A 24,199-nucleotide genomic window follows, 5' to 3' on the forward strand; every position below is an offset into this window, starting at 1 on the left:
TGTTTCCCGAACTTCTCTACCCTTTAACCGAACCAATTAACACACCTTTGGCAAAATATTTCTGAAGAAAAGGATACAGCGCCAGGATCGGTGCCGTAACCACCATGACCGCGGTCATCTTCACAATTTCCGGATTAATCTGCTGATTACGCGTCATATCCACGCCGGAATCCGTAAATTCGTTTACATTGGCCTGGACCACAATCTGTTGCAGAAACACCTGCAAGGGCCATTTCTCAGGGGTGGTTATATACATGATCGCGCTAAAGAAAGTATTCCAATAGGCAACGGCGGCAAACAGCGTAAATGCGGCTAGCATAGCCTTGGATAGCGGCAGAATAATTCGAAAGAAGATGGTAAGGTCGTTACAACCGTCAATCTTCGCGGATTCCTCAATTTCGGAAGGAAGTTCCTGAAAGAAGCTTTTCATCACGAGCAGTGTCCATGCGCCCACCAGTCCTGGAAGAATAAGCGACCACCACGAATCGATCAGATTCAGCTTGTCAATTAAGAGGTAGTTTGGAATCAGGCCGGGTGAGAACAGCATCGTGAAGATGACCAGATTCAGAATCCATTTGCGTCCCGGCAGCGTCTTCTTGGCCAGCATATAGGCCATCATCGAACTGATGCCGATGGAAAGAGGAACACCGATGCAAGTGATAAATAGCGAAGCTTTAAACGCGTTAAGAAAACCTTGACCGGATAGAACGTAATCGTATGCTTCCCAGGAAAAGTCCTTGGGGAACAACATGAATCCTCCACTGATATAGTTGCTGGAATCGCTGAATGAAATCGCCAGTACGTAGATGAAAGGGACAATCATGGTGAACGAAAGCAGCAACAACAAGAGTGTCAATATTCCCTGATAGACTCTCTCCATCCCTCTGTGACTACCCGCACTAATAAATGCCTTCATGTCCGCGTCTCCTTACCAGATAGTTACTGCCCAGAACCAGGATTAACCCGATGGTGGACTTGAAAATACCGACCGCAGCCGTATAACTGAACTCGCCTTCCCGAATACCTTGCTTGTAAACGTAGGTTTCAAAGACTTCCGAATATTCGGAGTTTATAGGGTTCTGCATCAGATAGATTTGTTCAAAATTCGTATCCAGCGTATGTCCAAGCGCAAGAATAAACATGATGATGACGGTGGGTATAATCGACGGCAACGTAACGGACCAGATCTGTCGGAGTCTGCCTGCCCCGTCCATCTTGGCGGATTCGTACAGAGCCGGATCGACGCCTGCAATGGCTGCCAGATAAATGATGGAACCCCAACCGATATTCTTCCACTGTTCCTGCAAAATCACAAGAGGATAAAAGGCTTTGCCATTGAAAAGCAACTCGATGCGCTCCCCTCCCCATGTGTGAATGAGGTTATTGAGGATCCCGGTTTCTTTGGAAAGAAAGATGTACGTTAAACTGATGACAATAACCCACGATACGAAGTGGGGCACATAGACGAACGTCTGAATCCAGCGTTTGACTGTGGCATTCTTCAATTCGTTGAGCAACAAGGCCAACACGATCGGTGCCGGGAACATAAGGATATGCAACAAACTGATCGTAATCGTATTGCGGAACAGCATGAAAAAATCCGGATCCTTGAACAGCGTTATGAAGTGCTGCAATCCAACCCATTCACTTTGCAGGATCCCCTTGTATACGGAATAATCCTGAAACGCGATCATAATGCCCGGCAATGGCAAATATTTAAATATAATGAAGCATAACATGCCGGGAAGCCCTAACAAATATAAGTACTTATGTTGAGCGATCTCCCGCAGAACAGAAGGTTTTCTCTTCACGGCGATCTGAGCCGGCAACCGTTGCGGCAGGGTATCTTCCATAGGTTTCTCTAACTCCTTCTCTGTCTGGTGTATCTTCATTCTACTCTGAAAAAAATAAGGGTTCTAACTGTCAAGCACATCATTTTATCAGAATTGTAACTTTCCGTAGTTGTCACTTTTTGATTAGCAAAATAATGACAGCTCCATTGACATCCCTAGTGCAGAAAAAAGCTGCTTTCCTAAAGGAAGCAGCTCCATGTTAACTATTGGAAGAGATACAAACGGACACTTTGAGGGGGAATTGGACTTGCAGCATCAACTGATTCCCCATCCGGATCAGCACAGCCGAATAAGGAACGTCGCCCCGCTCTAATGCTGCAATTCAGCTCTGTTGAAGAGCTGTTCCATACGAGTACGGCGATCCGGTCGCCGGCTGCATAAGCCTTAGCAGTCAATCCCTCAGACAGGCCGATAAGCTCGAAACCGGTGGTATCTAGGAATCGGCCCTCCCAAAGGTAATCTGAATACTTTTTGCAGAATTCAATAACCTGCCGCAAATATTGTTTTGCTTCAGCTGGAGGAATACTCCTCATCAACTCATGATCAGGTGGATAATAAACTACATCCTCATAATCCTCAGACTCGGGAAGTTTATCTTGAAGCAAGTACTGTACATCGGCCCTGTAACGGGTTTCCAATTCAAACCTCAATCCATACAGGACTGCGAAGTTGGCGTAGTACCGGTCCATCATGGCCGTAGGATGACGCTGCGTCATAGGCAGTTCCGGAAACGTGTAACGGAACATCTCGGGGAAGGGCTCTTCCCCTGCGGAGGCATGCGTTTCTTCCGGCCTGAAGCCGCAGCCCCAGCCGTGAACATACGATATCCCGGAGAGCACAGAGTCATGAATCCCCTCGGTCATAATCGCGAAGTCAGGGCTTAGACTTCTCATATGCGTTGCGATAGAATGTATAATTTGACTTCGTTCTGTTGTATATGCGGTCGCCGGTGTTTTATGTTTATGATTCGGGTTATGACATTCATCTGGACCATAGACTCCGATTTGGTCGAAAAGGATGCCATCGGCTCCCAGCTCATAGGCTTGTATAGCCAATTCCAGCATCCGGTTCTGCCATACGTCCGAACCTGTACAACCCATGGCGAACGGAACCGGTGTTGCACTGCGAAATTTACGTACTGATGAAACTTGGAGTTCCTGGTTCTCCAGGAGCAACGCAGCATCATTGCCATGATAACGATAGAACTCCGTCATAAGGTCCATGATGACCCCATTAGCATAGAGAATCGTTCGCATGCCTCGCTCCTTGGCACGCCCCAGAGCTTTCCGCAGCGCCTCTTTACCTCCCATTAACTGATCGGGAATAAAATCGGGGAAACAGCGGTCATGTCCGCCATGCGCCCAACCGAACAAGCCAAGGGTGTCTAGACCGCGTTCCTCGGCGACTTGACATAACTGATCAATTCCGCTGTGGTAGTCCCACATGACCTCCCCGTTCTGCTGCTTCATTACGCTAAGCAGCCACCCGGAAGACCGGCGAACCCATTGTGGGGGCGTAATGATTGAAGCATGCGAATCGTACCAACTTCGGTATATCTGAGCCGCTTCATGCCAGGTTCCCTGAAAAGCTTGTATGACGAAGGTCGGAGAATTCCAACTTCCTCCGGGCTGGATATACGGATGATGCTTAACGCTGACATCCAGAACATCCAATAATTCATTATGATTTGCATGAATGTCTAATTTCCCCTTATCAGGATCATGTGTGCCGAAGTATAATCCGCCACTGTTTTCACAAGCAAGAGCGAACCATGGCATCGTCCCTGTCCCGCTTGGATAGGACATCGACCTGCTTCCTATCGCCTGAAATCCGCGGAATCGCTGGCCCAGTCCGTTGGGCCAATATAAGTTGCTATTTTCGCCCGAAGCTTGTATACCCGATAACTTTACTCCTACGACCTCCCGAATATACCAAGCCTGCTCATTATGATTCTGAATGTGCAGAGAAATATCCCATTTCTGGGATGCTGTCTCCAATATCCGCATTTCGATCTGTATTTTTGAAAAAGGCACCGATTCGCTTAGCCTACTGTACCGAATAAGATAACCCTGATCCACCGCTTCTGCCTGCCCGGAACAATCCTTGCTTGAAAGCAGCAACTTTACTCCCGGCTTCCAAGGTTGGGAGGGAAGCTGGGCGGTCAAACTCCATTCCAGTAGGCCTTCCTTATAACAATTCATGATACTTTCCAGACTAATAGCCTTTCCGTTCAATTGAACTAACCCGTCTGATATTTTTGGCACTATGCATTCTCCTCCGCGCAATAAATATAATGAGTTCTACGCTTCCTTGAAATAGTATGAAGGCGGTTCTAAACCGTAGGCATGTATACAACGACATTTTCTTTCGACTGCTCAATATTGTAAGTCTCAACGACCACGTCATATGAGCGCGTCTTCACGCGCGGATCTGTTATCAGGCAACCTGTCTTGATATCGAATTCCCACTGATGCCATGGGCAACGGATAATTTCGCCTTCACGCTCAGAGGAGAACTGACCCGGTTCTTCAGATGTCACCAGAGGTGTAATTAACCCGCTGCACAGCTCAGCGCCTTGATGAGGGCAATAATTCCGCAAAGCATATAATTTTCCTTCGATATTAAACACGCCGATACTTCGACCTCCAATGTCGATCACTCGACGGGACCCGACAGGGAACTCAGCTGCTGCTCCGATTATATGCGGCTTCATACACTTCCCTCCTTCGCCCAAGAACCAAGTTTGTATAATCGCGCTGCATTGTTGTAGTAAATATTCGCCGAAGTTTCCTCATCCAGCTTGGGTAAGGCCATCGCTGGAGAATCAAAGTCCCAATGCGGATAATCGCTGCAGAATAACAGCTTCTCCTTCCCGTTCATCCATTCCAGCATTTGCTTGAAGGCTGCCGGATTAGGTCCCGTTTCAATCGGCTGAGAACCTATATATACATGATCCATAAAATACTCGCTCGGCTTCTTCTTCACCCACGGGGTTTGATACCGCAAGCCGATCCAGTCCTGATCCAGTCTCCATAAGTAAGGCACAATCCAGAACACGCCTGCTTCAAGCAACACTACCTTCAGGTTAGGGAAACGCTCGAATACCCCTTCAAAGATGAAACTCGCCAGGTGAGCCATTATTAACTGGGGCCGCAAAGCCCGGTATTCAATATAATAGGAAGGGTGACCGGCTCCTGTCGGTGAAGGATTGATTCCGAACCCTTCCATACCGATATGAATGGTGAAAGGCAGATCGTTCCGTTCACAGGCCTCATAGATTGGATTGTAATAACGCTGGCCGTATAGAGATTTTGCGCCGCTTGGCGCAATAACCTGAACCACATCTTTATGTTTGCCCACACGGTCAATTTCTTTGGCGGCCAGCAATGGATCCTGAATCGGGATGAGTACGGATCCCTTCATGCGCTTATCCTTCTCTAACCAATGTTCCACGGTAAAGTCATTGTACGCTGAACATAAAGCTGCCGCGTAATTCGCGTCTGGTGTGGTCGTTACAGGTTGGAACTCCCCGGTTAATATGCCGTACTCCACGTTGAATTCGTCCATAAGTTGTTTCGCCAAGAAGGACAAATCCGATGCCGGTGGATTCCCGTTGGGCGGGAATGAATCCACCCTTCTCCCCTGTACCCCGCCGTTCAGTGTCGGCAGGGACGGCAGCTGTAAACCCCACGTCTCCACTTGAGAACGATAATGTTGAGACAAATAAGGGAACAAATCTTTGACTTCGCCAAGCTGATGATGAATATCACAATCGATGATTTTACGTCGTCCCATATAAATCCTCCTTGTTATTCACACTTGTTGTTTATATCAATCATTTTGAAGAGCCTGTTATGTCAGGTATGTTGCTCCTTTTCATCGTAATCGGGTTTAGAGGGTCCAACAAGCATGAGAACAAGGTCGGAATGCGTTCCATTTTAGCCTTGTGTATTTCGATATCATTCGTTATAATTACATGTTATTCTATCGGATCGGAGCCCCAGCCATGATGAACAAGATGTTGCCGCTGATTGCGGAGCCCGCTTATACCCTGACCAGTTGGTACACAAAGACGGTTGCCGGCATTGAATCCGAAGCCGGGCGGAGAGGGTTAAAACTTACCGTATATCCAACAGAGCTGAATGATGTCATGGAAGAGATACCAAACCCGGGAGCCATTCTTGTTCTTGGCAGCTCCGCGGCGTGGGAACAAACCGTATTGAATCAGTTGCATGCCGCGGGCGTTCATCCCATTCTCGTGAGTACGCATTTCCATGAGATGCAGTCCTCCTCGAGCTACATAGCCCTCGACCATTCCCGGGCTGCATGCGAATTGACCCGATCTGTTATAGATTCGGGCTGTAAGCGCCTGGCCTTCTGCGGCATGAATCCGGACTCCCTTACCGATTTACTGAAGCACCGGGGATATGTTACGGCTCATTCGCAGGCAAATATTCTAGTCCATGATGAGGACATTTACAGAATGGACGGCTCCATAAGCCGTTGTTTTGAGAAACTTTTACCGATGCTTCCTCAATACGACGCCGTGATATGCACGAACGATGTTGTCGCCGTCCTTTTGATCCAAACATTGAAAGAAATCTCACCTAACTTGTTATCCCGCTTGTCGATCACCGGTTTTGGCGATACGATGACGGGCCGGATTACAACCCCTTCCTTAACCACGGTGACGCTGGATTATGCTGAAGCTGGCCGGAAAGCCGTGGATCTTCTTCTTTATCTTGTTAAGCATGATAAGGTCGTCTCTTCTTCCATAACGGTTGCCAGCCACATTCAAACTAGGGAAACGACCTCCGGTTTCCACGACATGCCGGTGGACGAAGGATCACATTTAACGCTCTCCAAATCTTCGAATGCAGTTTCAGCCCGAACGGAACAACAATTTTACCGAATGGAGCACCTCTTGCAGGAATCGGATTCATTAGACCTGGATATTCTTCGCGCCCTGCTCACAGGCAACACCTACGAATCCCTGTCGGAACATATAAACCTGTCGGTGACCGCAATCAAATACAGAATAAAAAAGATGCTGATTCGGTCCGAATCAACATCTAAAGCGGAGCTCCTGAAGCTCATCAGCACTTATGTGGAACAGAGCGACAACCTGAAAAATCTGTACGGGTGTTCAGGATAGATTTATTTTCCTTACGGCCGATGGCGAACATCCCCGGAGTTGTTTGAATACCCGGTTAAACGTAGGGATGCTTCGAAACCCGCAGCGGTAAGCAATTTCCGTTACCGGAACATCCGTAAGCTGAAGCAGCCTGTCCGCTTCCGTGACACGGTAACTCGTTATATATCGGCCGACGGTCATACCTGTGGCCTCCTTAAAGAAGCGGGAGAAATGGTACACGCTCATGTTGGATACAGCGGCGAGCTGATTCAGCTTCAGCTCGTTAGCATAATGCGCTTCCACATAATCGAAAACATGTTGCAGCCTTTCCAGTTTCGTTCTGTGCCTCGTTTGTTCATAGCCGGAGTAGACCTGATGCGGGACATCGCGGTAAACGATTTTCATAAGTTCATAGATGCTTGCCTTCACCGCCAGGGGGCATTCCTGATCCTGTTGCAAGCTCTCCTGATAAAGCTCCAGTACCGGCTTCAGAAGTCGCATATACAGTTTCCCGTCCTCCCCCTGCCGGGGCTTGGGGATATGGGGTTGCGCGACAATCCTGACCCTAACTTTCTCCGCGAGCTCATCATACAAAGTTAAACCGTATTGGATGATGAATACACGGCTTCCTTCAGGCAGAGGAGCATAATGATGAACCTGACCCGAATGAATGAGGAACAGATCTCCCTCTCCTAACGTATAGGAATCCTGATTTAACCCTACTCGTTGCCGCCCTTGCATAACGTAAACAACCTCGATCTCGTCATGCCAATGGGGGGAATATTCAATATCCCCGGTCTCAAAACTATGGATCGGACGCGTTGAGGTCGTCCTGCCTTTCTGTTGCCACGCGCGCACGGTCTTCGACCTCCAACCTGAAATATAGCTTCATTCTAGCTCAGTCGGATGCAGAATGTAAGACCGCGCGCGTAATCACGTACATGAAATCGGATTAAACCACCGTTAAACGCACGGTTTGCCTGATATCCGCTGACGAGGAACCCAACATCAACTCGAAATCACCGGGCTCTACGATCCAGTTCAACGATTCATCTAACAATCTCAGCATACGCGGGGTGATGGTGAATGTCACATGGACACACTCACCCGCTTCGACCGTCACTCGTTTATAGTCTTTGAGCGAGAACAATGGAGTGGCCACAGTACCGTACAAATCGCGAATATACAGCTGTACAACCTCATCGCCGTCCACTCCTCCTGTGTTCCTCACCTCGATTGAAAGCGTCGTTTCTTCGTCCTTGTCCACCGTCGTCTTCGATAACTTCGGTGTTCCGTATTCAAAGGTCGTATAGCTGAGACCGAAACCGAATGGAAACAACGGTTTATCCGGCATATCATTATAGCCGCTGTTGCGCCCGCGGGGCTCCGTATTATAACACATGGGCAACTGCGCCACATGCTGAGGGAATGTGATGGGCAGGCGGCCCGCCGGATTGACAGCTCCATAAAGAATATCGGCAATCGCACTCGATCCCGCTTGACCTGGATACCATACATGGAGGATGGCGCCCGCTTTACTCACCCAGTGTTGCATGGTCACCGCGCTGCCCCCGTACAGCACAACAATCACTTGCTTCCCCAGATCGGCCACATCCGTAATCAGCTTCTCCACGGACTGCGTCAGGTCGAGGTTGGCACGGTCGCTCCCCTCCCCTTCCGTCAGTCCAGCCGTCACGATGACCGTTTCATAACCTTCCAACAGCGAGGCATAATCCGTCCGCGGTTGCACCCGGTCAGGCTGATAATCCCAAGTCAGCTTTAACCTCGGAGATGTGCCTGAGGTTCCGAACATGACGGAAATCGGATATTTCTTTCCTTTTTCCAGATCGTAACATGCGTATTGACAATCACTGACCGTATCATGAAACCGATCAATTAACATTTCCCCGTCTATGCTCAGTGAAATTCCGCCGTTAGCTTCCATGCAGAACGAAAATTGCCCGCTTGCGGGCGCTTCAATAAATCCTTTCCACTCGGCTGAGAATTCCCCGCCAGCAGGGAATTGAGCATGCTGCGCTACAGGCCCATCCGACCAGTCAAAGTGAAGTTCCGCATCCGTCCGCTTCACCACAGGCTGGCCGCAATACGTCTTATCCGGTTTGAAATAACCGTATAACCCTTGCTCTATGCCTTGATCCGTGATGCAACTAAACACTTTCTGCGGGATGACCGAGTAGGATTGCCCCTGTCCTGCCGCCGGCTCCACAACCTCCGCTTCTTCCATCACATCAGCCAAGGAAGGGACCTCGATGCCCCAAGTGGAATATCCCCCTAATTTAGGCGCTTTGGCAAGTGATCCCATGATCGCGACCTTCCCGCCTTTGACCAGGGGCAGGACATTGTCGTTCTTTAGCATAACGATGGATTTCGTCGCGGCGCGATAGGCCACTTCACCGTGCTTCGCGCATGCTGTAACGGCTTCAGTTTCTTTGAAGTCCAGCGAGAGTTCCTCATCAAACAGTCCCCGTTCAAATTTCACCCGAAGAATATCAACGACCAGAGCATCAATGTCTTCCTCAACCAGCAGTCCGCGGTCCAAAGCTTCCTCTAAGGAAGAATACCCGTTCTCGCCAAGGAAGCTTGGAATCTCCCGGTGCAATCCAGCCTTGACCGCTCGCGCGGCAATACGCGCATAGTCATTGTCCTCCACCCGATGCAAGGTTTTCGCTTTGTGCATAAGACCGTAATCCGTCACAACAAAGCCTTTAAACCCAAGGTAGCCTTTGAGCATATCTGTCAGAAGCCACTTGTTGAGTCCGACTGGGATGCTGTCCAAAGCGTTATAAGATGCCATCACCGAGCGTACGCCCGCTTCCTCAATACATGCCTGATACGGTACAAAATACAGAGATTTCAAAACTCGCTCCGAATGATAGACAGGCCCGCTGTCCCTTCCGCCGTCCCCGCTATTCGCAACGAAGTGCTTGGGCGTGGTTACAATTCCCGCCGACTCTAAGCTTCGGCAGAAGCTGACCGCCGTCTTGGACGTGAGCACCGGGTCCTCGCCATACGTTTCTTCCACCCTTCCCCACCGTAAATCTCTCGCCATATCGATGGTAGGCGACAGCACTTGGCGTATACCGCGCGCTTTGCTCTCCGCCGCGATGACACCCGATACTTCTTCCATAAGCTCCGGATTCCACATGGCCGCGAGTCCGATCGCCTGAGGGAACGATGTGGCCCCTTTAAGGCATAACCCGTGCAGCGCCTCCGCCGAAATGAACGGAGGGATGCCCAGCCGCGTATTTTCCTTGCAATGACGCAATACGCCGTTTACGATTTCCACTTCCTTCTCCAGCGAATGCGGCATCATAATCCGTTCAAAGGCGATTCCGCCCAAGCCATGTTCACTAATCAGATGCTTCTTCGACAAATCTCCGTTCTCATCCATAAGCTCCTGGAGAAAAACACATTGCATCTGGGCAATTTTCTCCTTGATGTTCATCAGTGCTAACAATTGTGTTGCGCGTTCAGATGCTGTCAGCGTTCGGTCCATATAACTAATGCTGGTAGAGGTCATCGTTCATCACTCCTGATTTGATATGGTTTTAAGCGGTATAACCATGTTCCACGTAACCCCCTGAATATCCCAAGGTTCATCACCGTTACCGGTTGCGAGAAACAGGTGGGTTGGCTTACCGTCGTGGAACAACAGATTAGGTCTTTCCAGATTGCTCTGCTTCGTGACAGTGCCGTCGTCCCAAACGACGTCCCGCGTATAGGATAGAGGTTCAGGATGCAGCTTCCAGTGGACGCAATCCTCGCTTGTCGCGTAGACCCCCGCCCCCCACTCACCTGTAATTCCGCCTCCGTTGTTCTTGAAATCATCTTTCATGAGAACATGAAACTGATCGTCCTGATACCACAGATAAGGATCTTCCACATGAATATTTCCGTCATCAAACTGCAGAATCGGAGAGTCGCTTAACCGCTCGAAAGGACCTGCGGGATGCGGCGCTTTCACGATGCCCAGTTGTAACGGAGCGTGCGCGTACTCCCTGGATTTATAGATCATGTACGTCGTGCCGTCAGGCATGATTACCGCGGATGGATTGGTCGTGATGGTACAATCCCAATGGCCGGGGGTGCGAGGCTCCAGCAGTGGCTGATCCATCCGCTCCCAAGGGCCGAATACCGATGTGGAGACGGCAACACCGATTCGCTTGCGGTTCCATACTTCGATGGCCCGTTCAGGGGAGATGAACTCCCCCGCTTCGGGAACAGGTCCGCCGAAGGTCGTTCCGAAATAATATAAATAATAAGTTCCCTTCCAATATTTAATCGAAGGATTATGCTGATTCATCGCGTCGAAGTAGGAACGATGACGTCTCTCCATCACAACTTCCTGAAAGGTGTAAGGACCCTCCGGCGTATCGCTTATAGCTCTTACGATTTCACTGTTAAACAGCCACTGCCACCCGAAACCCAACGCCTTTGGCCATCTCGATGCGAACATATGATACTTCCCGTCTTCGCCTTGAATGACTGAACCGCACCAGACAAAATAATCATCCATACGAAAACCGCCGTTCTTGGGTGCGGGAAGCAACTTCTCATTTATAGGGTTACTCAACATTAACATCCTCCATCTGTCATTGGACTCTGCTTCCCACTTTAGTGGATAAAATCAATGATCACTACTTATCCCCTGCTAACAAGTTCTCAAATATTGCTGTTTTGACTCAAAAAAAAAGCAGTCAGCACTTGATCCTGTACTGATACTGCCTCTCTCTTATAGCAAAACATGAAGTTATCGATATCCCTAAACAAATATGCCTTTCTTCAATATAATATTGGCATAGAGCGCGCGCTCCCCTGTCGCCACAATCGCATAGGCTTTCTTCGCGCGTTCGTAGAACGCATATCGCTCCAGGTAATCGATGGGAGAGGTCGTTTCCTGATCAATGATACATCTGTATTTATGCCATATGGTTGTCTCCGCCAGATCTCCCGGAACGACGGACATCAGCGCAATCGGGCTATCCGTGTATGTATCCAGGGGCATCAGTGACAGCACCGCCTTCAACAAATCCGGTAAACCGTGCCCATCGCATCTCACCACTCGGCTGGTATGGCTGGCGGCCGGAAAATTGCAATCGGCCAGTACAATCTCGTCACCATGACCCATTTCCATCAAGATTTTAATCAAATCCGGCGATATGATTGGCGGAATTCCTTTTAACATCGTAAATCTCCCCATTCTTAAAATTAATGTTATCGATAACCCTCAATTTATCAACAAAGATTTACGCTGTCAATCCTAAATTTTAGGCGCAACAAAGAGTGCCGCCAATAAGATGCAGCACTCTAACCATAACGTTTCCGTTGGGCGCTTACGCCAACAAACTAATCACTAACAACTCATACAACACAAGCGGCAGAATCACATTGTTGTAATAATAACCGCGCGCATCCACTTGAGCCACTTCCAAATACAGATGGTGGTCGTCAACGTTCGCGACCGTCCCTTGAATCGTTTCGCCGTGGATGGTTTCCACCTGAACCGGACGACCCACGCATTGAGCACATACGCCATAAGCGTCTTCCCGCATTTTCTTCAACGTCTCCACCATGCCGGTGTTCCCTTGCAGCACCGGTTGTACGCCAGTAACCTCTGTCATTTCAAGCACCTCCGAAGGATTTCATGAATATTGCTCATGCCATATCCTATGCGCCCGCCCAGAAAAGGTTCGTCGTTATTAAGAAACTAACTTCAATCCGATGGCCGAACCAAGCACCATACAAAGGAACAGAATCCGCTTCAAACTTTTTGTTTCACCGTACACAATCATCCCGATTAGTGTACCGCCGGCAGCCCCGATCCCCGTCCATACGGCATAAGCCGTTCCCATGGGCAACGTGCGCATCGCGAACCAGAGCAAGATGAAGCTCACAGCGAAACTGCCCGACAACAACGCGTACGAAGTCCAATGCCGGTCCTTTTGCGCTTTATTCATCATGGCCACACCTGTCATTTCAAAAACACCCGCGCATACCAGATACATCCATGCCATCTTACTCCGCCTCCTTCGCATTTACCGGTTCTTCCCCGTGCGTGGCTTTCAGGCCGATCACACCTACTAACAGCAGCACAATAAGCGCAATTTTAATCCCGTATAAGGTTTCGCCAAAAAGGAATGATTCCGCAAGCACCGTACCCGCTGTCCCCAAACCTACAAATACCGCGTAAACCGTACCGACCGGCAACTTCCGGGAAGCCGCGATCAACGCGTAAAAACTGACCGTAATGGCGACCACCGTAGCACCCCATTGCCACCAGGTTACGGAATGCTTCAAGCCAATCACCCATCCTACTTCAAAAAAAGCCGCCAAAAACACCTTCAACCATGATTGATTCATCTTTAATCCGCCTCCCTGTCTTCTCCTGTTGATCATTGCCGCAAACCGCAAAGCACAAAGCAAAAAGCCCGGGAAATATCGTCAGATATCTCCCGGGCTTTTGTCCCTCCGTGCAAGGCGCTGCATTATGGCAACGCGTTTTCCCTCGGACCAGCCAGCCGAAACGGCTGCGGAACCCTAGAAAACTTTATAATATAACAATACCTCACATAAGCTGTAATGTCCAGACTTTTGCCAAACTAATTATTTCCTTAACATACCCTTCAGCACAAACAACAGATTTGCCGGACGTTCCGCAAGCCTCCGAGTGAAATAAGGATACCAATGCTCGCCGAAAGGCGTATATACACGAACTGTGTATCCCTCGTCGGCCAGTTGTTGCTGCAAGCTTGTGGAAATACCGTACAGCATTTGAAATTCGAATCGATCCCTGCCTATTTGGCGGGCTGCGGCATACGCTTTAACCTGATCAATGATGGTTACGTCATGCGTTGCCACGGCGGCATAACAACCCTGATCCAGCATCGCTTTCACCAGCTTCACGTAGTTGGCGTCGACATCCGCTTTACGCGGATAAGCTACCGAAGCCGGCTCGCGATAGGCGCCCTTGACCATCCTCAGATTCGGCTTGAACGGAGCCAGTTTCCGCAAATCGTCTTCCGTGCGATACAGGTAGGATTGCAGCACAAGACCGACATGCGCATTCCCGAATTCATTGCGGAGTGTAGTGTAAATGTCGATGGTTTGCTGGGTAATCGGCGAATCTTCCATATCAATACGCACAAAGTTTCCGTGTTCTCTGGCCTTCGCGGCAATTTTCCGCATAAGTTTAAGGCACAGCTCCGGGGAAATGGACAAGCCCAGTTGAGTCAGCTTTACGGAAACATTGGACTTTAGTTGATGATTGGCGATGCTATCGAACGTGCGGAGCACCATATCGGCCGCATCTATGGCAAGTTTTTCCTCGTATACGCTTTCACCTAAGAAATCAAGGGTTGACGTAAGTTTGCGTTGGTTTAACTCCGCCACCTTGGCACAGGCTCCCGAAAGTTGTTCATGCGCTACAAACCGGTGAGCAACTAGTCTCATCCCGTATTTGGTAAAGAAAGATTTCACAACAGGTAAATCGGCACCGAACAAAATAGTTTTACGAAAAAAAGTACTCATACTGAAATAGCCTCCTAAGATGAATTACACTTACATCATATTCGGGATGTTTCGACAATGTCCTTCTTGCCTTTTTTGCCAATTTGGGCCAATAGGGAGTTCCTTTGAAATCATGTTTCATAGAATATACTAACTTGAATAATAGGAGAAGTTTGAACATGAACTGGACACCATCTCAACGTAAGGAAGTGATCACCTCCGAATTGATTGGCGGGTTGATGCGGCGAGAATTCTCTGTCCGTTATCAGCCGCAAATCAACACGCACAGCGAGGCATTGATCGGGGTTGAAGCGCTCTGCAGATGGACTCATCCGATTCTGGGCGTCATCTCGCCGGCCCAGTTTATTCCGATCGCCGAACAGGCGGGGCTCATCCCGTTCATCGGAGAATGGATACTGGATGCAGCTTGCAAGCAATTGATGCTTTGGAAGCATCGTCACGGAGTTCAGCTTGCATTAGGAATCAATGTGTCCGCTTACCAGTTACGGGATGCGCAGTTTCTGTCTGTGATCCAAAGGACGCTGGAATCTACAGGCTTCCCGGCCGATTACTTACATCTCGAACTGACTGAGGGTGCTCATGTTCATGACGATATGGTTGAACAGTTGCGTGCCATCCGAATCGCCGGAGTCGGCATTTCAATGGATGATTTCGGTACAGGCTACAGCTCGCTCAGCCTATTATCACGGTTACCTGTCACGACGGTCAAAATAGCCCGGGAAATGATTAACGGCAAAGACGTTTCGGAACGAGCCGAAATCATCTTTGCCGCTATCGTTTCCCTGGCCGGTCAACTAAACATCAACGTTATTGCCGAAGGGGTGGAGACTTCGAAACAACTCGAGTTTGTAAAAAACGGCGGTTGTTCCGTCGTACAGGGTTACTATTTCAATCCTCCGTTGTCAGCAGGCGAGTTTGAGCGTGCTTACTTTATGGGGCGAGCTTAAGAACCGCAGCACTTCTTGAACTTCTTCCCGCTTCCGCAAGGGCACGGATCGTTACGACCCACTTTAAGTCCTGTGGCAAAGGAAAGCACTTGGCCCCCCTCGGTGCTTCCTCCGCTCAAACGGTCTTGCGCCGCGGATGCAGCATTCCGGGTATGGGACAGCTCCGAAGGCGAGTTGCCTTTCAGGAACCATTGACGCGTACCGTTATAGAGCAATACCAACTGATCCGCCACGGGTCCGATGTCATCCATAGAGTCGAATTCAATGTAATGTTGTATTTCCTGCACCATATCGTGGAGTGAAGACATTCCCATCTGGACGCCAAATGTCAATCCGTCGATTACTTCCTGCGCATCCGACTTACTCATCCCGTAGTTGGAACGCAAGTATTTCATGAGATTAAGGTACACAGGTGTTTGTTCCACAAAATCAGGGCGGCTCGCATCCAACAGCTCGGCTTTCGTGAAAGGATAATAAGGAATAGACGCTCTCATGTCATGTTCTCTGAGAATTTCCTCGTAATCTTCCACCGCACTGTGAAAGAAGATCTTTCCTTCAACCAGCATGTTCCCGTCATAATCACAATACTCTTGAATGACTCTAAGTATTTGTTCTACATCTTGAATCATCACATATTTGGAAAGCAACTCAAGTAATGTTTCGCTGCGCAATGCGCCGTAATGCTCCATCATCCCCATAGAGAGCTTTATAATCTCTTCGTTATGAACAGCGTTCTGCTGATAGGACTTCCATGCCTGTCCATCCAGAGAACGAACGGAAGCTACCAGCTCCTCAGGCATCACTAAAGCCGATTTCCCCTTCACCGTTCCGTTGAAAGCAAGCCCCAGAAACTTATAGTAATTACTGGATTTGATCTTCGCCGAGCCCGGTACCATTCCGTCATTCTTAACCAAACGCTGGATGGTGTCCAAACGTTCACGGTCCATCGTATCTAACACATCACCGATCGCCTCAGGCAGCAAAGCGGCTAACCTGCTGGCCAGATCCGTCTTGTTGAGAGAACTTAATCCCTTAAATCCGTAACGCGTACGAACTTCGGTCAACTCCTGTTTGGAACGTTGCGAAAGCACCTGTTCCAGCTTTAGAGGCCATTCAATGACCCCCGTATTAGTTACTTCCGAATCATATACACCTAACAATCCGTTCACCTCCGAAATATAGCAACTATTATACCGAATTTCCGGTCAAAAAGGTAGTGAGTTACATTGAAGCAAAATAACCCAGTGAGAATCCACCGGGTTATCGCTGTTGACAGTATATAATGAGTTAGGCTTTCAATTTACGATTATTAAACCAGAGCGGAATACGGAACACCAAATTGATTAACAACACGACAAACACTAACACCGCCGCCGCTTTGTCGGCAATCTGCCGCGCGTCCGGCACGATGGCTTCCGCCTGCACATACCACAGATGAACCGCAAGCGTTTCACCCGGGGACATCAGATTGAAATCCCACATTTCGCCGGAAGTGCTTAAGCCGCCTGTCAGGATGATGACGGCGGATTCGCCGAAAGCGCGTCCCGCAGTCAGGCAGATCCCTGTAATGATCCCGTTAAGAGCTACGGGAAGCACGACCGTGCGAATGCATTGGAACTTGGTTGTCCCCATGGCGTAGGATGCCACTCTTAAATCTTTGGGCACCGCCCGAATCGACTCCTCCGTAACCCGGGTTAACACCGGGAGGTTCAACAGCGCCAAGGTAAGTCCCGCTCCGAGGATGGTATATCCAATCTGGAAATATTCAATAAACAACCAGATCCCAAGCAAACCGAATACGATGGAAGGTACGGAAGCCAGACCCTCCACACAGATCCTCAAGAAAGCCGTGAACTTATTGTCAGGCGCGTATTCCGCCATATAGATGCCGGCACCTAAACCGACAGGGATAGAACAAATCAAAGAAATGCCGAGCACATAGAAGGAATTCAGCAGCGTGGGACCGATCCCTCCGCCTTCTTCAATTTCGTCGGGGACCTTCACCAGAAAGTCCGGTGTGATGTAAGGTATTCCTTTGGCAAGTATTGTGAACAGAATCCAAAGAATCAGCGCCACGACAGCTCCGCCCAGCACCCACAAGGAGGCGGTTGCCATCCGATCCATCGTTTGAGCCCATGTGTTCTTTCTTGTAATCGATGTCATGCTCATACGTTAACTTCTCCTTTCGGACGGATGACGCGAATAAGAATAATCAGAATCAGCGAGATCAGAAGCAGCAGGAAGGCCATCATGTATAATGCGTAATTCCAGGTGGAATCGAATGCTACGTTCATAATCTGCATGACAATATTGCTGGTTAAGACGGAGGTTGCCCCGAATAAACCCTCCGCAATGATCGGACTGTTGCCGATAACCATCACCACAGCCATCGTCTCGCCGATCGCCCTCGCCATTCCCAGAATAACGGCGGACATGATACCGCGGTTGGCCGCGGGAAGGACGATCTTCGTAATGACTTGCAATCTCGTCGATCCCAGCGCGTAAGCGGCGTCCCGGTACTTCTTAGGCACGGCCACGATGGAATCATCGCTCACTCTCGCAATCGTCGGAAGGGTCATCAGCGTCAACACAAGCGCCGCTGCAAGCAACCCCTCTCCGATGGGTTGACCGAACACATTTTGCAGGAAAGGAATCAATACCGTCAGTCCCAAATATCCGTATACAACCGATGGAATCCCTACTAATAAATCTAAGATCGGGCGAACCGTTTTTTTGACCCAATCCGGCGCGATCTCCGAAAGAAACACGGCAATCCCTACGGAAATAGGCGTTGAAATCAACAACGTAAGCGCGGTTAGCGCCAGTGTGCCGTAAATAAACAAGCCTGCGCCGAATTGTTCATCTTCCGGTGTCCAGTTGGTCGATAAGAAGAAGGTTGCCGCCGGTACCGATTGAAAGGCAAGTATGCCTGTCCGTCCTATAAATAGAATGATCGAGAAAAGTACAATACATAACAAGGCAATGGAGGAGAAACATATGATTCGGAACATCTTATTATTCAATCGGGTTCGAAATAAACGGTCGAAGCTCCGAGGCTTTTCCTTATAAGGACTTTGTTTAAGAACAGTCGATCCTTCTCCGTTTCCCGCTCGTTGCAGCATGGTGCTCATTATTTATCCTCCTCAGATTACAACAGAAGGTAACCAGCCTCATAGAAGAGACCGGTTACCAGGGTTACTTAATGAATTTCATTTCGGAAACCTAATGCTTCGAAGTTCTTAAGAATGTTACTTCTTGATGCTGGCAAGCGGGATGAATTTCAACTTTTTCAGGGAACCTTGTTGGAACTCTTTGCTTGTTACATAGTCGATGAACGCTTTCGTCGCGCCTGTCGGTTGACCTGCTGTCATGTAATAGCCCGTACCCCAAATCTTGTATTTACCGTTGACGATATTAGCAGTAGTGGCTTCAACGCCTTCGAATTTCAAAGCTTTAATGTCGCCTTTAATGTAAGGCAAGTCCACATAACCGATGGAGTTCGGCTTGGAACCAACGGTAGTAGCCATCGTACCGCTGTTGGAAGCCGCGATGGAACCGGAAGCTTTCTCGTCAATACGAGTGCCGCCCAAAGCTTTAAGCTCGAAGTTAACGCGTGTACCGGAACCGAAAGAACGGGTTACTACCACGATGGCAGCGTCCGCGCCGCCGACTTCTTTCCAGTTCTTGATCTTGCCAGTGTAGATGCCTTTCAATTGGTCGCTTGTCAGGTTGTCAACGCTAACGTTCTTGTTAACAATCGCTGCGAAAGGAATAACCGCAACCGGCGTAGCTACTTGACCGCTGAAAGCCGGGAAGCCGGGAACGGATGTGCTTGCATCCCAATCTACCGCGCCGATGTCTGCAATGCCTTTCTTAACCGATTGAGGTCCTGTAATCGAACCGGAACCGGATGCCGCGATGCGAACGCGGGGGTTCTTCTTCTTAAATTCTTTAGCCGCTTGAAGCGTCATCGGCAACAGGGCCGAAGAACCGTTTACCGTAATCTTGCCGCTCAGGCTGGAAGCCGCGCTTGTTAATGTTGCACCTGCGGAAATGACGAGGGCGGATGCCAGTACAATCGCCGTAAATTTGTTAAATAGTTTCATTGTTGTAAAACTCCTCTCAAGTTATAAGTGAATGATGTTAAATTTGTTCTTTCGTCAATGCTACGGCTTTACCGCCGGAGATTATAAGAATCTGGTCATTCTCTGTAACCAAGACATGCCCTTCAGCGTCTACGGATATTTCATAGATGTCGCCTTCACCCGCGTAAATTTGTGTTGCGGCGCCTGTTGTGAAATTTACCTGGTACACTTTGTTGTCGATGGTAACGGCATAGATGCTTCCGTCCTTCGCAACGGTGCTTACCAACACGTCCAGATCTTTATTCAGGTCTGAAATCGTCTTGTCACGGTTGACGATCTTCAAAGTGCCTTTAGCGTTAACACTGTCCACATCCACGCTTACATAAGCTACTCGGCCGTCTTTCAACAGGTCCAGGTACAGCTTGTTGTCAATACTTTCTGTTAATTTCTCAGGAACGATCAAACTTGTTTTCGCATCTTTCTTAGCGATGTCCGCGATGTAAATTTGAGTTCCGGCTTTGGTCGTATCCACTTTCAGATTATCATCTGTCGTGAGATCCACCGTTTTATCATCAATCTTGGAAGTTGTTGAAGTCGAACCGTTAATGTTAACAAAATAAGTGAAGAGTGTTCCGTCCCCGTTCGCGCGAAGGTCGGATTTGTAATCAGCGCCGGAATCCGCAACAAGCTTCGTCAGCTTGCCGTCGGCAATCGCCAATCCGTAAACTGTATTGAATTTGTTCTCAGGTCCGCCGATGAAGAACAAGTTGCTGTTATCTTCAGACCATTGCAAATCTGTTTTCGCATCATCATTGTCCGTAATTCTTCTTTGGAAACCCGTGGACAAATCCACCGTGTACACATTGCCGCTTACCGAAACATAAGCGCCGTACTGACCGTTTGGCGAAACTACGACATTCGCTGTTTCTTCGCCCAGATGAATCGGAGACGCCTTCTTATCGGCATGGATGACGTAATCCATTGTGGATCCGTCTTCTTTACCATGAGAAACGACTACAGCTCCGTTGCTGGACCATCTCGGCAAGGAGTGCGTTCCGGATAGCAATTTCACCGTGCTGATTTCACCGGTTTCTTCGGAAACTTCCAGATCCAACGCTGTTGCAAGAGGCTGCCACTCCGCGAATAAGGTACCGCCCACGATTACAGGAACTAAAGTCAGTTCAGAAGCGCCCAGGTAACCGTTTAGAGATTTGGATTTAGCGGATAAAGTAACATGAGCATACTCTCTCATAACGGTGACCATGCCTTTGTCATAGCTAACATCTGCTCCGATGGCTGCCGCGAAATCCTTCACGGATACCAATGTCGTACCGCCAACATTGACACTGCGCAATGCAGCCGGGGTACCGTCAATCACAGCCGTCGTCTTGGATACGGCGATTGCGGGTTTTACCACCGGTTTTACTGCCGGTTTAATTGTTGGAGCTGCATGTACGGAACCCCATGCGGATGTTGCCAATAAGGATGCTGTCATCATACCTAGAACCTTGCGTTTCATTAAACTGATCACCCTATTCTGTTTATTTGGAAGGCTGACCTCGCCGTTGGATGAAGAATCCCCTCTTCGAGCGAACCTAGCCATTCGTGGTACAAGAAGTATTTTCACATATCTTTGTAAAGGGACTTGCAGGCCATTGTAAAATTACCATTAATTACATGTAAATGTTTTATGAAGAAAACTGAAAAGGTTTGGAAATTATGTCGTTGAAACTAGTCGAAACTGCTCATTTTTTGGATCTTTAAGTCAAACTAAAGAACCCCAATCGTGGTCGAAAGGGGTTTCAGGTCCTGTTTCTTATAGCCTACGTTTACATTATCTATGAAAACAAGTCATAGACTTGCCTAGCTGATTTGTGCAAAATGAATGCCTGTTCCTCTTCCGTCAACCCGGAAGTCCGAATCTTGGCTAATTCCGTACCGGTATTATCCGCGTGATCGGTGCCAAACAGAAACCGGTGAGCGCCTAGTTCCCGTACCCATTGCCGAATGAGGAAACCGCCCGTCCAAGTGATATCCGCATACAGATTAGAGCAACACCGCATCGCTGTTATGGTTTCACCCGCAAGCACCATCATTCCGCAATGCGCGATGACAATTTTTACTTCAGGGAACCGTTCGGCGACAGGAATGAGGTTGGAGGGATTCGCGAAAGGTATGCCCGCGCCGGTATGCACCATAACCGGAATGCCCAGCTTCCCGGCGAGTTCAAACACTTTCAAACCGTCGCGGCTCGCAGGATGAACCGCGTGAGCAAACGTATGAAGCTTGATCCCGATAAACCCATGTTCTTCCACGCAACGTCGTACTTCCTGTTCATATTGCGTATCAGGCAAATGAGGATTAGGGTTAGCCATCCCGTGAAATCGACCCGGGAAAGCTTTCATAGCCGCGAATATAGCGTCATGTTGTTTACGAACCTCCTCTAGACCGTGACAGGAAGCGGGTTGCAAAATCGTAACTTCAATCCCGTAAGTATCGTGTTTGTGAAGCTGTTCTACTAATGTAAAATCCTCGTCAAACACCTGATCCCAGCCTAAATGCGCATGTACATCAATGATCATGGGCTGCTTGCTCCTCCTGTTATTAAGATTGGCATATGCCGCACCGCGCTCTCGTATACACCGAACGTCATTCGCAGCGTAATCAGGTTATCCCTTCCTTCCGTTTGAAAAGGGGTGCCGTGATCAAGACAAGCGATGAAATGGGATTGCAGCAATACATGGCTGTAAGCATGATCCAACGTAGTGGAAGAGGTTAGGACCCGTTCCTCGGTTCCGTCTTCAGAAATAAACAGAATCTGACCCGAAGTGTCGAGTTTCAGCGTACCGAGCGTGCCGTCAATGACCAGTTGCTCCAGATGAAGGGGTTTCACTCCTTGGCCAAGAGGACGATCCAGCTTCTGACGGGTAGCCCAGCTCATATCCATATATCCATAGAAGTCTTCGTGACTGAGCACCACAATGCCGCTGTCTTCCCCCGCGATATGGGGACTAATCGTAGCCGTTTCGGCATAGATTCGCTTGGGTGTGCCAAACAAATACCTCCAGGTATCGAACCAGTGCACACCCATCTCATAGAACAATAACCTCGGCATGTCACGGAAAAATGGTTGTGGCAACACCGCACCGGGTGCCATTCGCGGTGTGTAGTAGTCCGTATGGGTGTAACGAACCGTTTGCACCTTGCCGAGCGTACCGGCATCCAGTACTTCCTTAATGAAACGAAACGGCTCAAGCCATCTCCAATTCTCCGTTACCATGAACCGAACTCCGCAGGACTCGGCCTTGGCCACCATCAGGGAAGCCTCTTTCTCTGAAGCCGCAAGGGGCTTCTGGCAGAGAATATGCTTTCCCGCATCAGCCGCTAAAGTCACCAACTCCGTATGCGTTTCCGGTCCCGTGACGATATCCACAATGTCGATATCCCCTTGGTTCAACATTTCTTCCAATGATGTGTAACATTGTTCATCCGGAATGCCGAACGCTAACGCCTTCTGACGAAGGTTCAGGGGGTTGCGGTCGCATAGCGCCGTCACCACCGCGCCCGGGATTTGCGCCCAAGCGGCAAGGTGATTATCTGACCAGAACCCGGTACCTACCAAGCCCACTTTCCACACCTCTACTTCACCTCTCCTTGCTCTTGCAGATGAAGCATCCTCTTCAGCACCTCATCTAACGAGGCCTTGGTAAACACCTGCTTCCAATCCGGCTTAAAGATCTTCTCATAACCGTAGTCAATGGCAATCTGAGCCGCATCCGAGAAAGGATTTACCTGATTAAACGCGATCGCGAGCGGAATCTGGATATGTCCCAGCATAAATGAACGGGCGGCGGCGGCGGGAACCCCCATTCGAATCACCTCATCCATCGCTTCTTTCATAATACAAGCCGCTGCCGCTGTTACTACCTCAGCCGCTGCGGGCTCCAACAACGCCATATGCTCGACGGTAATTTCATGGCATTCCACAACCGGCGCAAACATGCGGATGCAAATATCCTTCGCCTCGTCGAAAGGTTCACGCGAGCCTTCATGAAGCGCGATGACAATATCTTGCTTGGCCGCGATCCCCCCGAACATATCCTGTCTGGCTTCAGGGGTATCCTGTTCATCAAACAAGGCGGGATGACAAGGATGCGTGACCACAAAAGTACAATCTTCTCTGAGCTTCACTTGATTGGCGTATGCCGCGGCGGGATCCAGCAAAATCAATGTACCTCCGGGCTTCATGCGGGGCACGACCTGCTCGGAAACGCTGCCGATCTTCGCGTCGGGTACAGCCAGGATGACGAAATCGGCTTCCGCTACCGCTTCCTCGTTGTCCGTAGGAGTAAGACCTCGCTCTGTGAGACGATCTTTGCCTTCTACCGAAGTCTCACACACGAGCAGTACATAGTCTGAACGCTTTAAGTTATCGGTTAGCCGGCATCCCATCTTGCCGCCGGCTCCAATGAGGGCAATTGTAATGGAGGTGTCACGCTTTGTCATGGTACATTCCTTCTTTCAGATAAAAGGGATGTGTAACTTATTGAAAAGCATAACATTGAATTCAAGATGTATACAATATGTTTTTTCATTGTATTGACACATCCATTCAGCATGGTAATCTGTATG

General features: G+C 49.1%; 23 protein-coding genes and 1 riboswitch. Of the genes, 2 read left to right on the forward strand and 21 right to left on the reverse strand.

Features of this window, described 5'->3' with window-relative positions; genetic code table 11:
* Nucleotides 1-16 precede the first annotated feature (16 nt).
* The 5 genes from SY83_RS21990 to SY83_RS22010 all read right to left on the reverse strand — a co-directional run bounded on the left by SY83_RS21990 (nucleotide 17) and on the right by SY83_RS22010 (nucleotide 5,648).
* Nucleotides 17-916 (reverse strand): carbohydrate ABC transporter permease, encoded by a 900-nt coding sequence (locus SY83_RS21990; protein ID WP_082882689.1) that lies wholly within the window; start codon nucleotides 914-916, stop codon nucleotides 17-19.
* On the reverse strand, nucleotides 900-1,853 hold the full coding sequence (locus SY83_RS21995; RefSeq protein WP_068610476.1) for an ABC transporter permease: 954 nt from the start codon (nucleotides 1,851-1,853) through the stop codon (nucleotides 900-902). Before SY83_RS21995 ends, SY83_RS21990 begins: the two co-directional genes overlap by 17 nt.
* 203 nt (nucleotides 1,854-2,056) lie before the next feature.
* Nucleotides 2,057-4,117 (reverse strand): DUF6259 domain-containing protein, encoded by a 2,061-nt coding sequence (locus tag SY83_RS22000; protein ID WP_068610478.1) that lies wholly within the window; start codon nucleotides 4,115-4,117, stop codon nucleotides 2,057-2,059.
* A 68-nt stretch (nucleotides 4,118-4,185) separates the two neighbouring features.
* A complete protein-coding gene (locus tag SY83_RS22005; protein WP_068610480.1) occupies nucleotides 4,186-4,566 on the reverse strand; it encodes a Rieske (2Fe-2S) protein in 381 nt (126 codons plus the stop codon).
* A complete protein-coding gene (locus tag SY83_RS22010) occupies nucleotides 4,563-5,648 on the reverse strand; it encodes an amidohydrolase family protein (RefSeq protein WP_068610482.1) in 1,086 nt (361 codons plus the stop codon). The genes SY83_RS22005 and SY83_RS22010 overlap by 4 nt, the downstream gene beginning before the upstream one ends.
* Nucleotides 5,649-5,859: 211 nt before the next feature.
* Between SY83_RS22010 and SY83_RS22015 the strand changes: the two genes are divergently transcribed.
* Nucleotides 5,860-7,008, forward strand: a complete 1,149-nt coding sequence (locus SY83_RS22015) for a LacI family DNA-binding transcriptional regulator (protein WP_068610483.1) — start codon at nucleotides 5,860-5,862, stop codon at nucleotides 7,006-7,008.
* Here SY83_RS22015 and SY83_RS22020 read toward each other — a convergent pair.
* From SY83_RS22020 to SY83_RS22055, 8 genes are all read right to left on the reverse strand, one after another.
* A complete protein-coding gene (locus tag SY83_RS22020; RefSeq protein ID WP_068610485.1) occupies nucleotides 7,000-7,845 on the reverse strand; it encodes an AraC family transcriptional regulator in 846 nt (281 codons plus the stop codon). The two genes, SY83_RS22015 and SY83_RS22020, sit on opposite strands and share 9 nt — an antisense overlap.
* 94 nt (nucleotides 7,846-7,939) lie before the next feature.
* Nucleotides 7,940-10,528 (reverse strand): glycoside hydrolase family 3 protein, encoded by a 2,589-nt coding sequence (locus SY83_RS22025; RefSeq protein WP_068610487.1) that lies wholly within the window; start codon nucleotides 10,526-10,528, stop codon nucleotides 7,940-7,942.
* Nucleotides 10,529-10,534: 6 nt separating this feature from the next.
* Nucleotides 10,535-11,581: a glycoside hydrolase family protein gene (locus SY83_RS22030; RefSeq protein WP_197479922.1), complete on the reverse strand. Its 1,047-nt coding sequence runs from the start codon at nucleotides 11,579-11,581 to the stop codon at nucleotides 10,535-10,537.
* Nucleotides 11,582-11,770: 189 nt separating this feature from the next.
* Nucleotides 11,771-12,193 carry an L-fucose mutarotase gene (fucU, locus tag SY83_RS22035; protein ID WP_068610491.1) on the reverse strand — a complete coding sequence of 141 codons (423 nt, stop codon included), beginning with the start codon at nucleotides 12,191-12,193 and terminating at the stop codon, nucleotides 11,771-11,773.
* A gap of 148 nt (nucleotides 12,194-12,341) precedes the next feature.
* The gene (locus SY83_RS23190; RefSeq protein ID WP_068610493.1) at nucleotides 12,342-12,629 is read right to left on the reverse strand and encodes a hypothetical protein; all 288 of its coding nucleotides are present in this window, start codon (nucleotides 12,627-12,629) and stop codon (nucleotides 12,342-12,344) included.
* A 78-nt stretch (nucleotides 12,630-12,707) separates the two neighbouring features.
* Nucleotides 12,708-13,022: a DMT family transporter gene (locus SY83_RS22045; RefSeq protein ID WP_068610495.1), complete on the reverse strand. Its 315-nt coding sequence runs from the start codon at nucleotides 13,020-13,022 to the stop codon at nucleotides 12,708-12,710.
* 1 nt (nucleotide 13,023) lies between these two features.
* A complete protein-coding gene (locus SY83_RS22050) occupies nucleotides 13,024-13,368 on the reverse strand; it encodes a DMT family transporter (RefSeq protein ID WP_068610497.1) in 345 nt (114 codons plus the stop codon).
* Nucleotides 13,369-13,455: 87 nt separating this feature from the next.
* Nucleotides 13,456-13,560: riboswitch (guanidine-I (ykkC/yxkD leader) on the reverse strand.
* A 51-nt stretch (nucleotides 13,561-13,611) separates the two neighbouring features.
* Nucleotides 13,612-14,535 carry a proline dehydrogenase family protein gene (locus tag SY83_RS22055; protein ID WP_068610500.1) on the reverse strand — a complete coding sequence of 308 codons (924 nt, stop codon included), beginning with the start codon at nucleotides 14,533-14,535 and terminating at the stop codon, nucleotides 13,612-13,614.
* A gap of 158 nt (nucleotides 14,536-14,693) precedes the next feature.
* On the opposite strand from SY83_RS22055, the gene SY83_RS22060 reads away from it, so the two are divergent.
* Complete coding sequence (locus tag SY83_RS22060) at nucleotides 14,694-15,482, forward strand: EAL domain-containing protein (protein ID WP_068610501.1); 789 nt, start codon at nucleotides 14,694-14,696, stop codon at nucleotides 15,480-15,482.
* Here the strand turns inward: SY83_RS22060 and SY83_RS22065 are convergent.
* The 8 genes from SY83_RS22065 to SY83_RS22100 form a co-directional block, all read right to left on the reverse strand.
* Nucleotides 15,479-16,651 (reverse strand): SEC-C metal-binding domain-containing protein, encoded by a 1,173-nt coding sequence (locus SY83_RS22065; RefSeq protein ID WP_197479923.1) that lies wholly within the window; start codon nucleotides 16,649-16,651, stop codon nucleotides 15,479-15,481. The two genes, SY83_RS22060 and SY83_RS22065, sit on opposite strands and share 4 nt — an antisense overlap.
* Before the next feature lie 118 nt (nucleotides 16,652-16,769).
* Nucleotides 16,770-17,651: a phosphate ABC transporter permease PstA gene (gene pstA, locus SY83_RS22070; protein ID WP_068610505.1), complete on the reverse strand. Its 882-nt coding sequence runs from the start codon at nucleotides 17,649-17,651 to the stop codon at nucleotides 16,770-16,772.
* Nucleotides 17,648-18,613, reverse strand: coding sequence for a phosphate ABC transporter permease subunit PstC (gene pstC, locus SY83_RS22075; protein WP_068610507.1), 966 nt, complete (start codon nucleotides 18,611-18,613; stop codon nucleotides 17,648-17,650). The genes pstA and pstC overlap by 4 nt, the downstream gene beginning before the upstream one ends.
* A 117-nt stretch (nucleotides 18,614-18,730) precedes the next feature.
* Nucleotides 18,731-19,588, reverse strand: coding sequence for a phosphate ABC transporter substrate-binding protein (locus SY83_RS22080; protein ID WP_068610509.1), 858 nt, complete (start codon nucleotides 19,586-19,588; stop codon nucleotides 18,731-18,733).
* Nucleotides 19,589-19,625: 37 nt separating this feature from the next.
* Nucleotides 19,626-21,086, reverse strand: coding sequence for a stalk domain-containing protein (locus SY83_RS22085; RefSeq protein ID WP_068610511.1), 1,461 nt, complete (start codon nucleotides 21,084-21,086; stop codon nucleotides 19,626-19,628).
* Between the two features lie 319 nt (nucleotides 21,087-21,405).
* Entirely contained in the window at nucleotides 21,406-22,149 is a 744-nt protein-coding gene (locus tag SY83_RS22090; protein ID WP_068610513.1) for an amidohydrolase family protein, read from the reverse strand.
* Nucleotides 22,146-23,204, reverse strand: coding sequence for a Gfo/Idh/MocA family protein (locus SY83_RS22095; RefSeq protein WP_068610515.1), 1,059 nt, complete (start codon nucleotides 23,202-23,204; stop codon nucleotides 22,146-22,148). The genes SY83_RS22090 and SY83_RS22095 overlap by 4 nt, the downstream gene beginning before the upstream one ends.
* Nucleotides 23,205-23,206: 2 nt before the next feature.
* Entirely contained in the window at nucleotides 23,207-24,073 is an 867-nt protein-coding gene (locus tag SY83_RS22100) for a phosphogluconate dehydrogenase C-terminal domain-containing protein (RefSeq protein ID WP_068610517.1), read from the reverse strand.
* Nucleotides 24,074-24,199: the final 126 nt, after the last annotated feature.

It is taken from the genome of Paenibacillus swuensis (assembly GCF_001644605.1).
GTDB lineage: Bacteria > Bacillota > Bacilli > Paenibacillales > DY6 > Paenibacillus_N > Paenibacillus_N swuensis.

Bases quoted from the DNA above. Each gene is read 5' to 3' on its own strand.
- SY83_RS22005 (WP_068610480.1), bottom strand. From the start codon at position 4,566: ATGAAGCCGCATATAATCGGAGCAGCAGCTGAGTTCCCTGTCGGGTCC.
- SY83_RS23190 (WP_068610493.1), bottom strand. From the start codon at position 12,629: ATGACAGAGGTTACTGGCGTACAACCGGTGCTGCAAGGGAACACCGGC.
- pstA (WP_068610505.1), bottom strand. From the start codon at position 17,651: ATGAGCATGACATCGATTACAAGAAAGAACACATGGGCTCAAACGATG.
- SY83_RS22100 (WP_068610517.1), bottom strand. From the start codon at position 24,073: ATGACAAAGCGTGACACCTCCATTACAATTGCCCTCATTGGAGCCGGC.
- SY83_RS22050 (WP_068610497.1), bottom strand. From the start codon at position 13,368: ATGAATCAATCATGGTTGAAGGTGTTTTTGGCGGCTTTTTTTGAAGTA.
- SY83_RS22085 (WP_068610511.1), bottom strand. From the start codon at position 21,086: ATGAAACGCAAGGTTCTAGGTATGATGACAGCATCCTTATTGGCAACA.
- pstC (WP_068610507.1), bottom strand. From the start codon at position 18,613: ATGAGCACCATGCTGCAACGAGCGGGAAACGGAGAAGGATCGACTGTT.
- SY83_RS22080 (WP_068610509.1), bottom strand. From the start codon at position 19,588: ATGAAACTATTTAACAAATTTACGGCGATTGTACTGGCATCCGCCCTC.
- SY83_RS22090 (WP_068610513.1), bottom strand. From the start codon at position 22,149: ATGATCATTGATGTACATGCGCATTTAGGCTGGGATCAGGTGTTTGAC.
- SY83_RS22060 (WP_068610501.1), top strand. From the start codon at position 14,694: ATGAACTGGACACCATCTCAACGTAAGGAAGTGATCACCTCCGAATTG.
- SY83_RS21990 (WP_082882689.1), bottom strand. From the start codon at position 916: ATGAAGGCATTTATTAGTGCGGGTAGTCACAGAGGGATGGAGAGAGTC.
- SY83_RS22025 (WP_068610487.1), bottom strand. From the start codon at position 10,528: ATGACCTCTACCAGCATTAGTTATATGGACCGAACGCTGACAGCATCT.
- SY83_RS22015 (WP_068610483.1), top strand. From the start codon at position 5,860: ATGATGAACAAGATGTTGCCGCTGATTGCGGAGCCCGCTTATACCCTG.
- fucU (WP_068610491.1), bottom strand. From the start codon at position 12,193: ATGTTAAAAGGAATTCCGCCAATCATATCGCCGGATTTGATTAAAATC.
- SY83_RS21995 (WP_068610476.1), bottom strand. From the start codon at position 1,853: ATGGAAGATACCCTGCCGCAACGGTTGCCGGCTCAGATCGCCGTGAAG.
- SY83_RS22010 (WP_068610482.1), bottom strand. From the start codon at position 5,648: ATGGGACGACGTAAAATCATCGATTGTGATATTCATCATCAGCTTGGC.
- SY83_RS22045 (WP_068610495.1), bottom strand. From the start codon at position 13,022: ATGGCATGGATGTATCTGGTATGCGCGGGTGTTTTTGAAATGACAGGT.
- SY83_RS22055 (WP_068610500.1), bottom strand. From the start codon at position 14,535: ATGAGTACTTTTTTTCGTAAAACTATTTTGTTCGGTGCCGATTTACCT.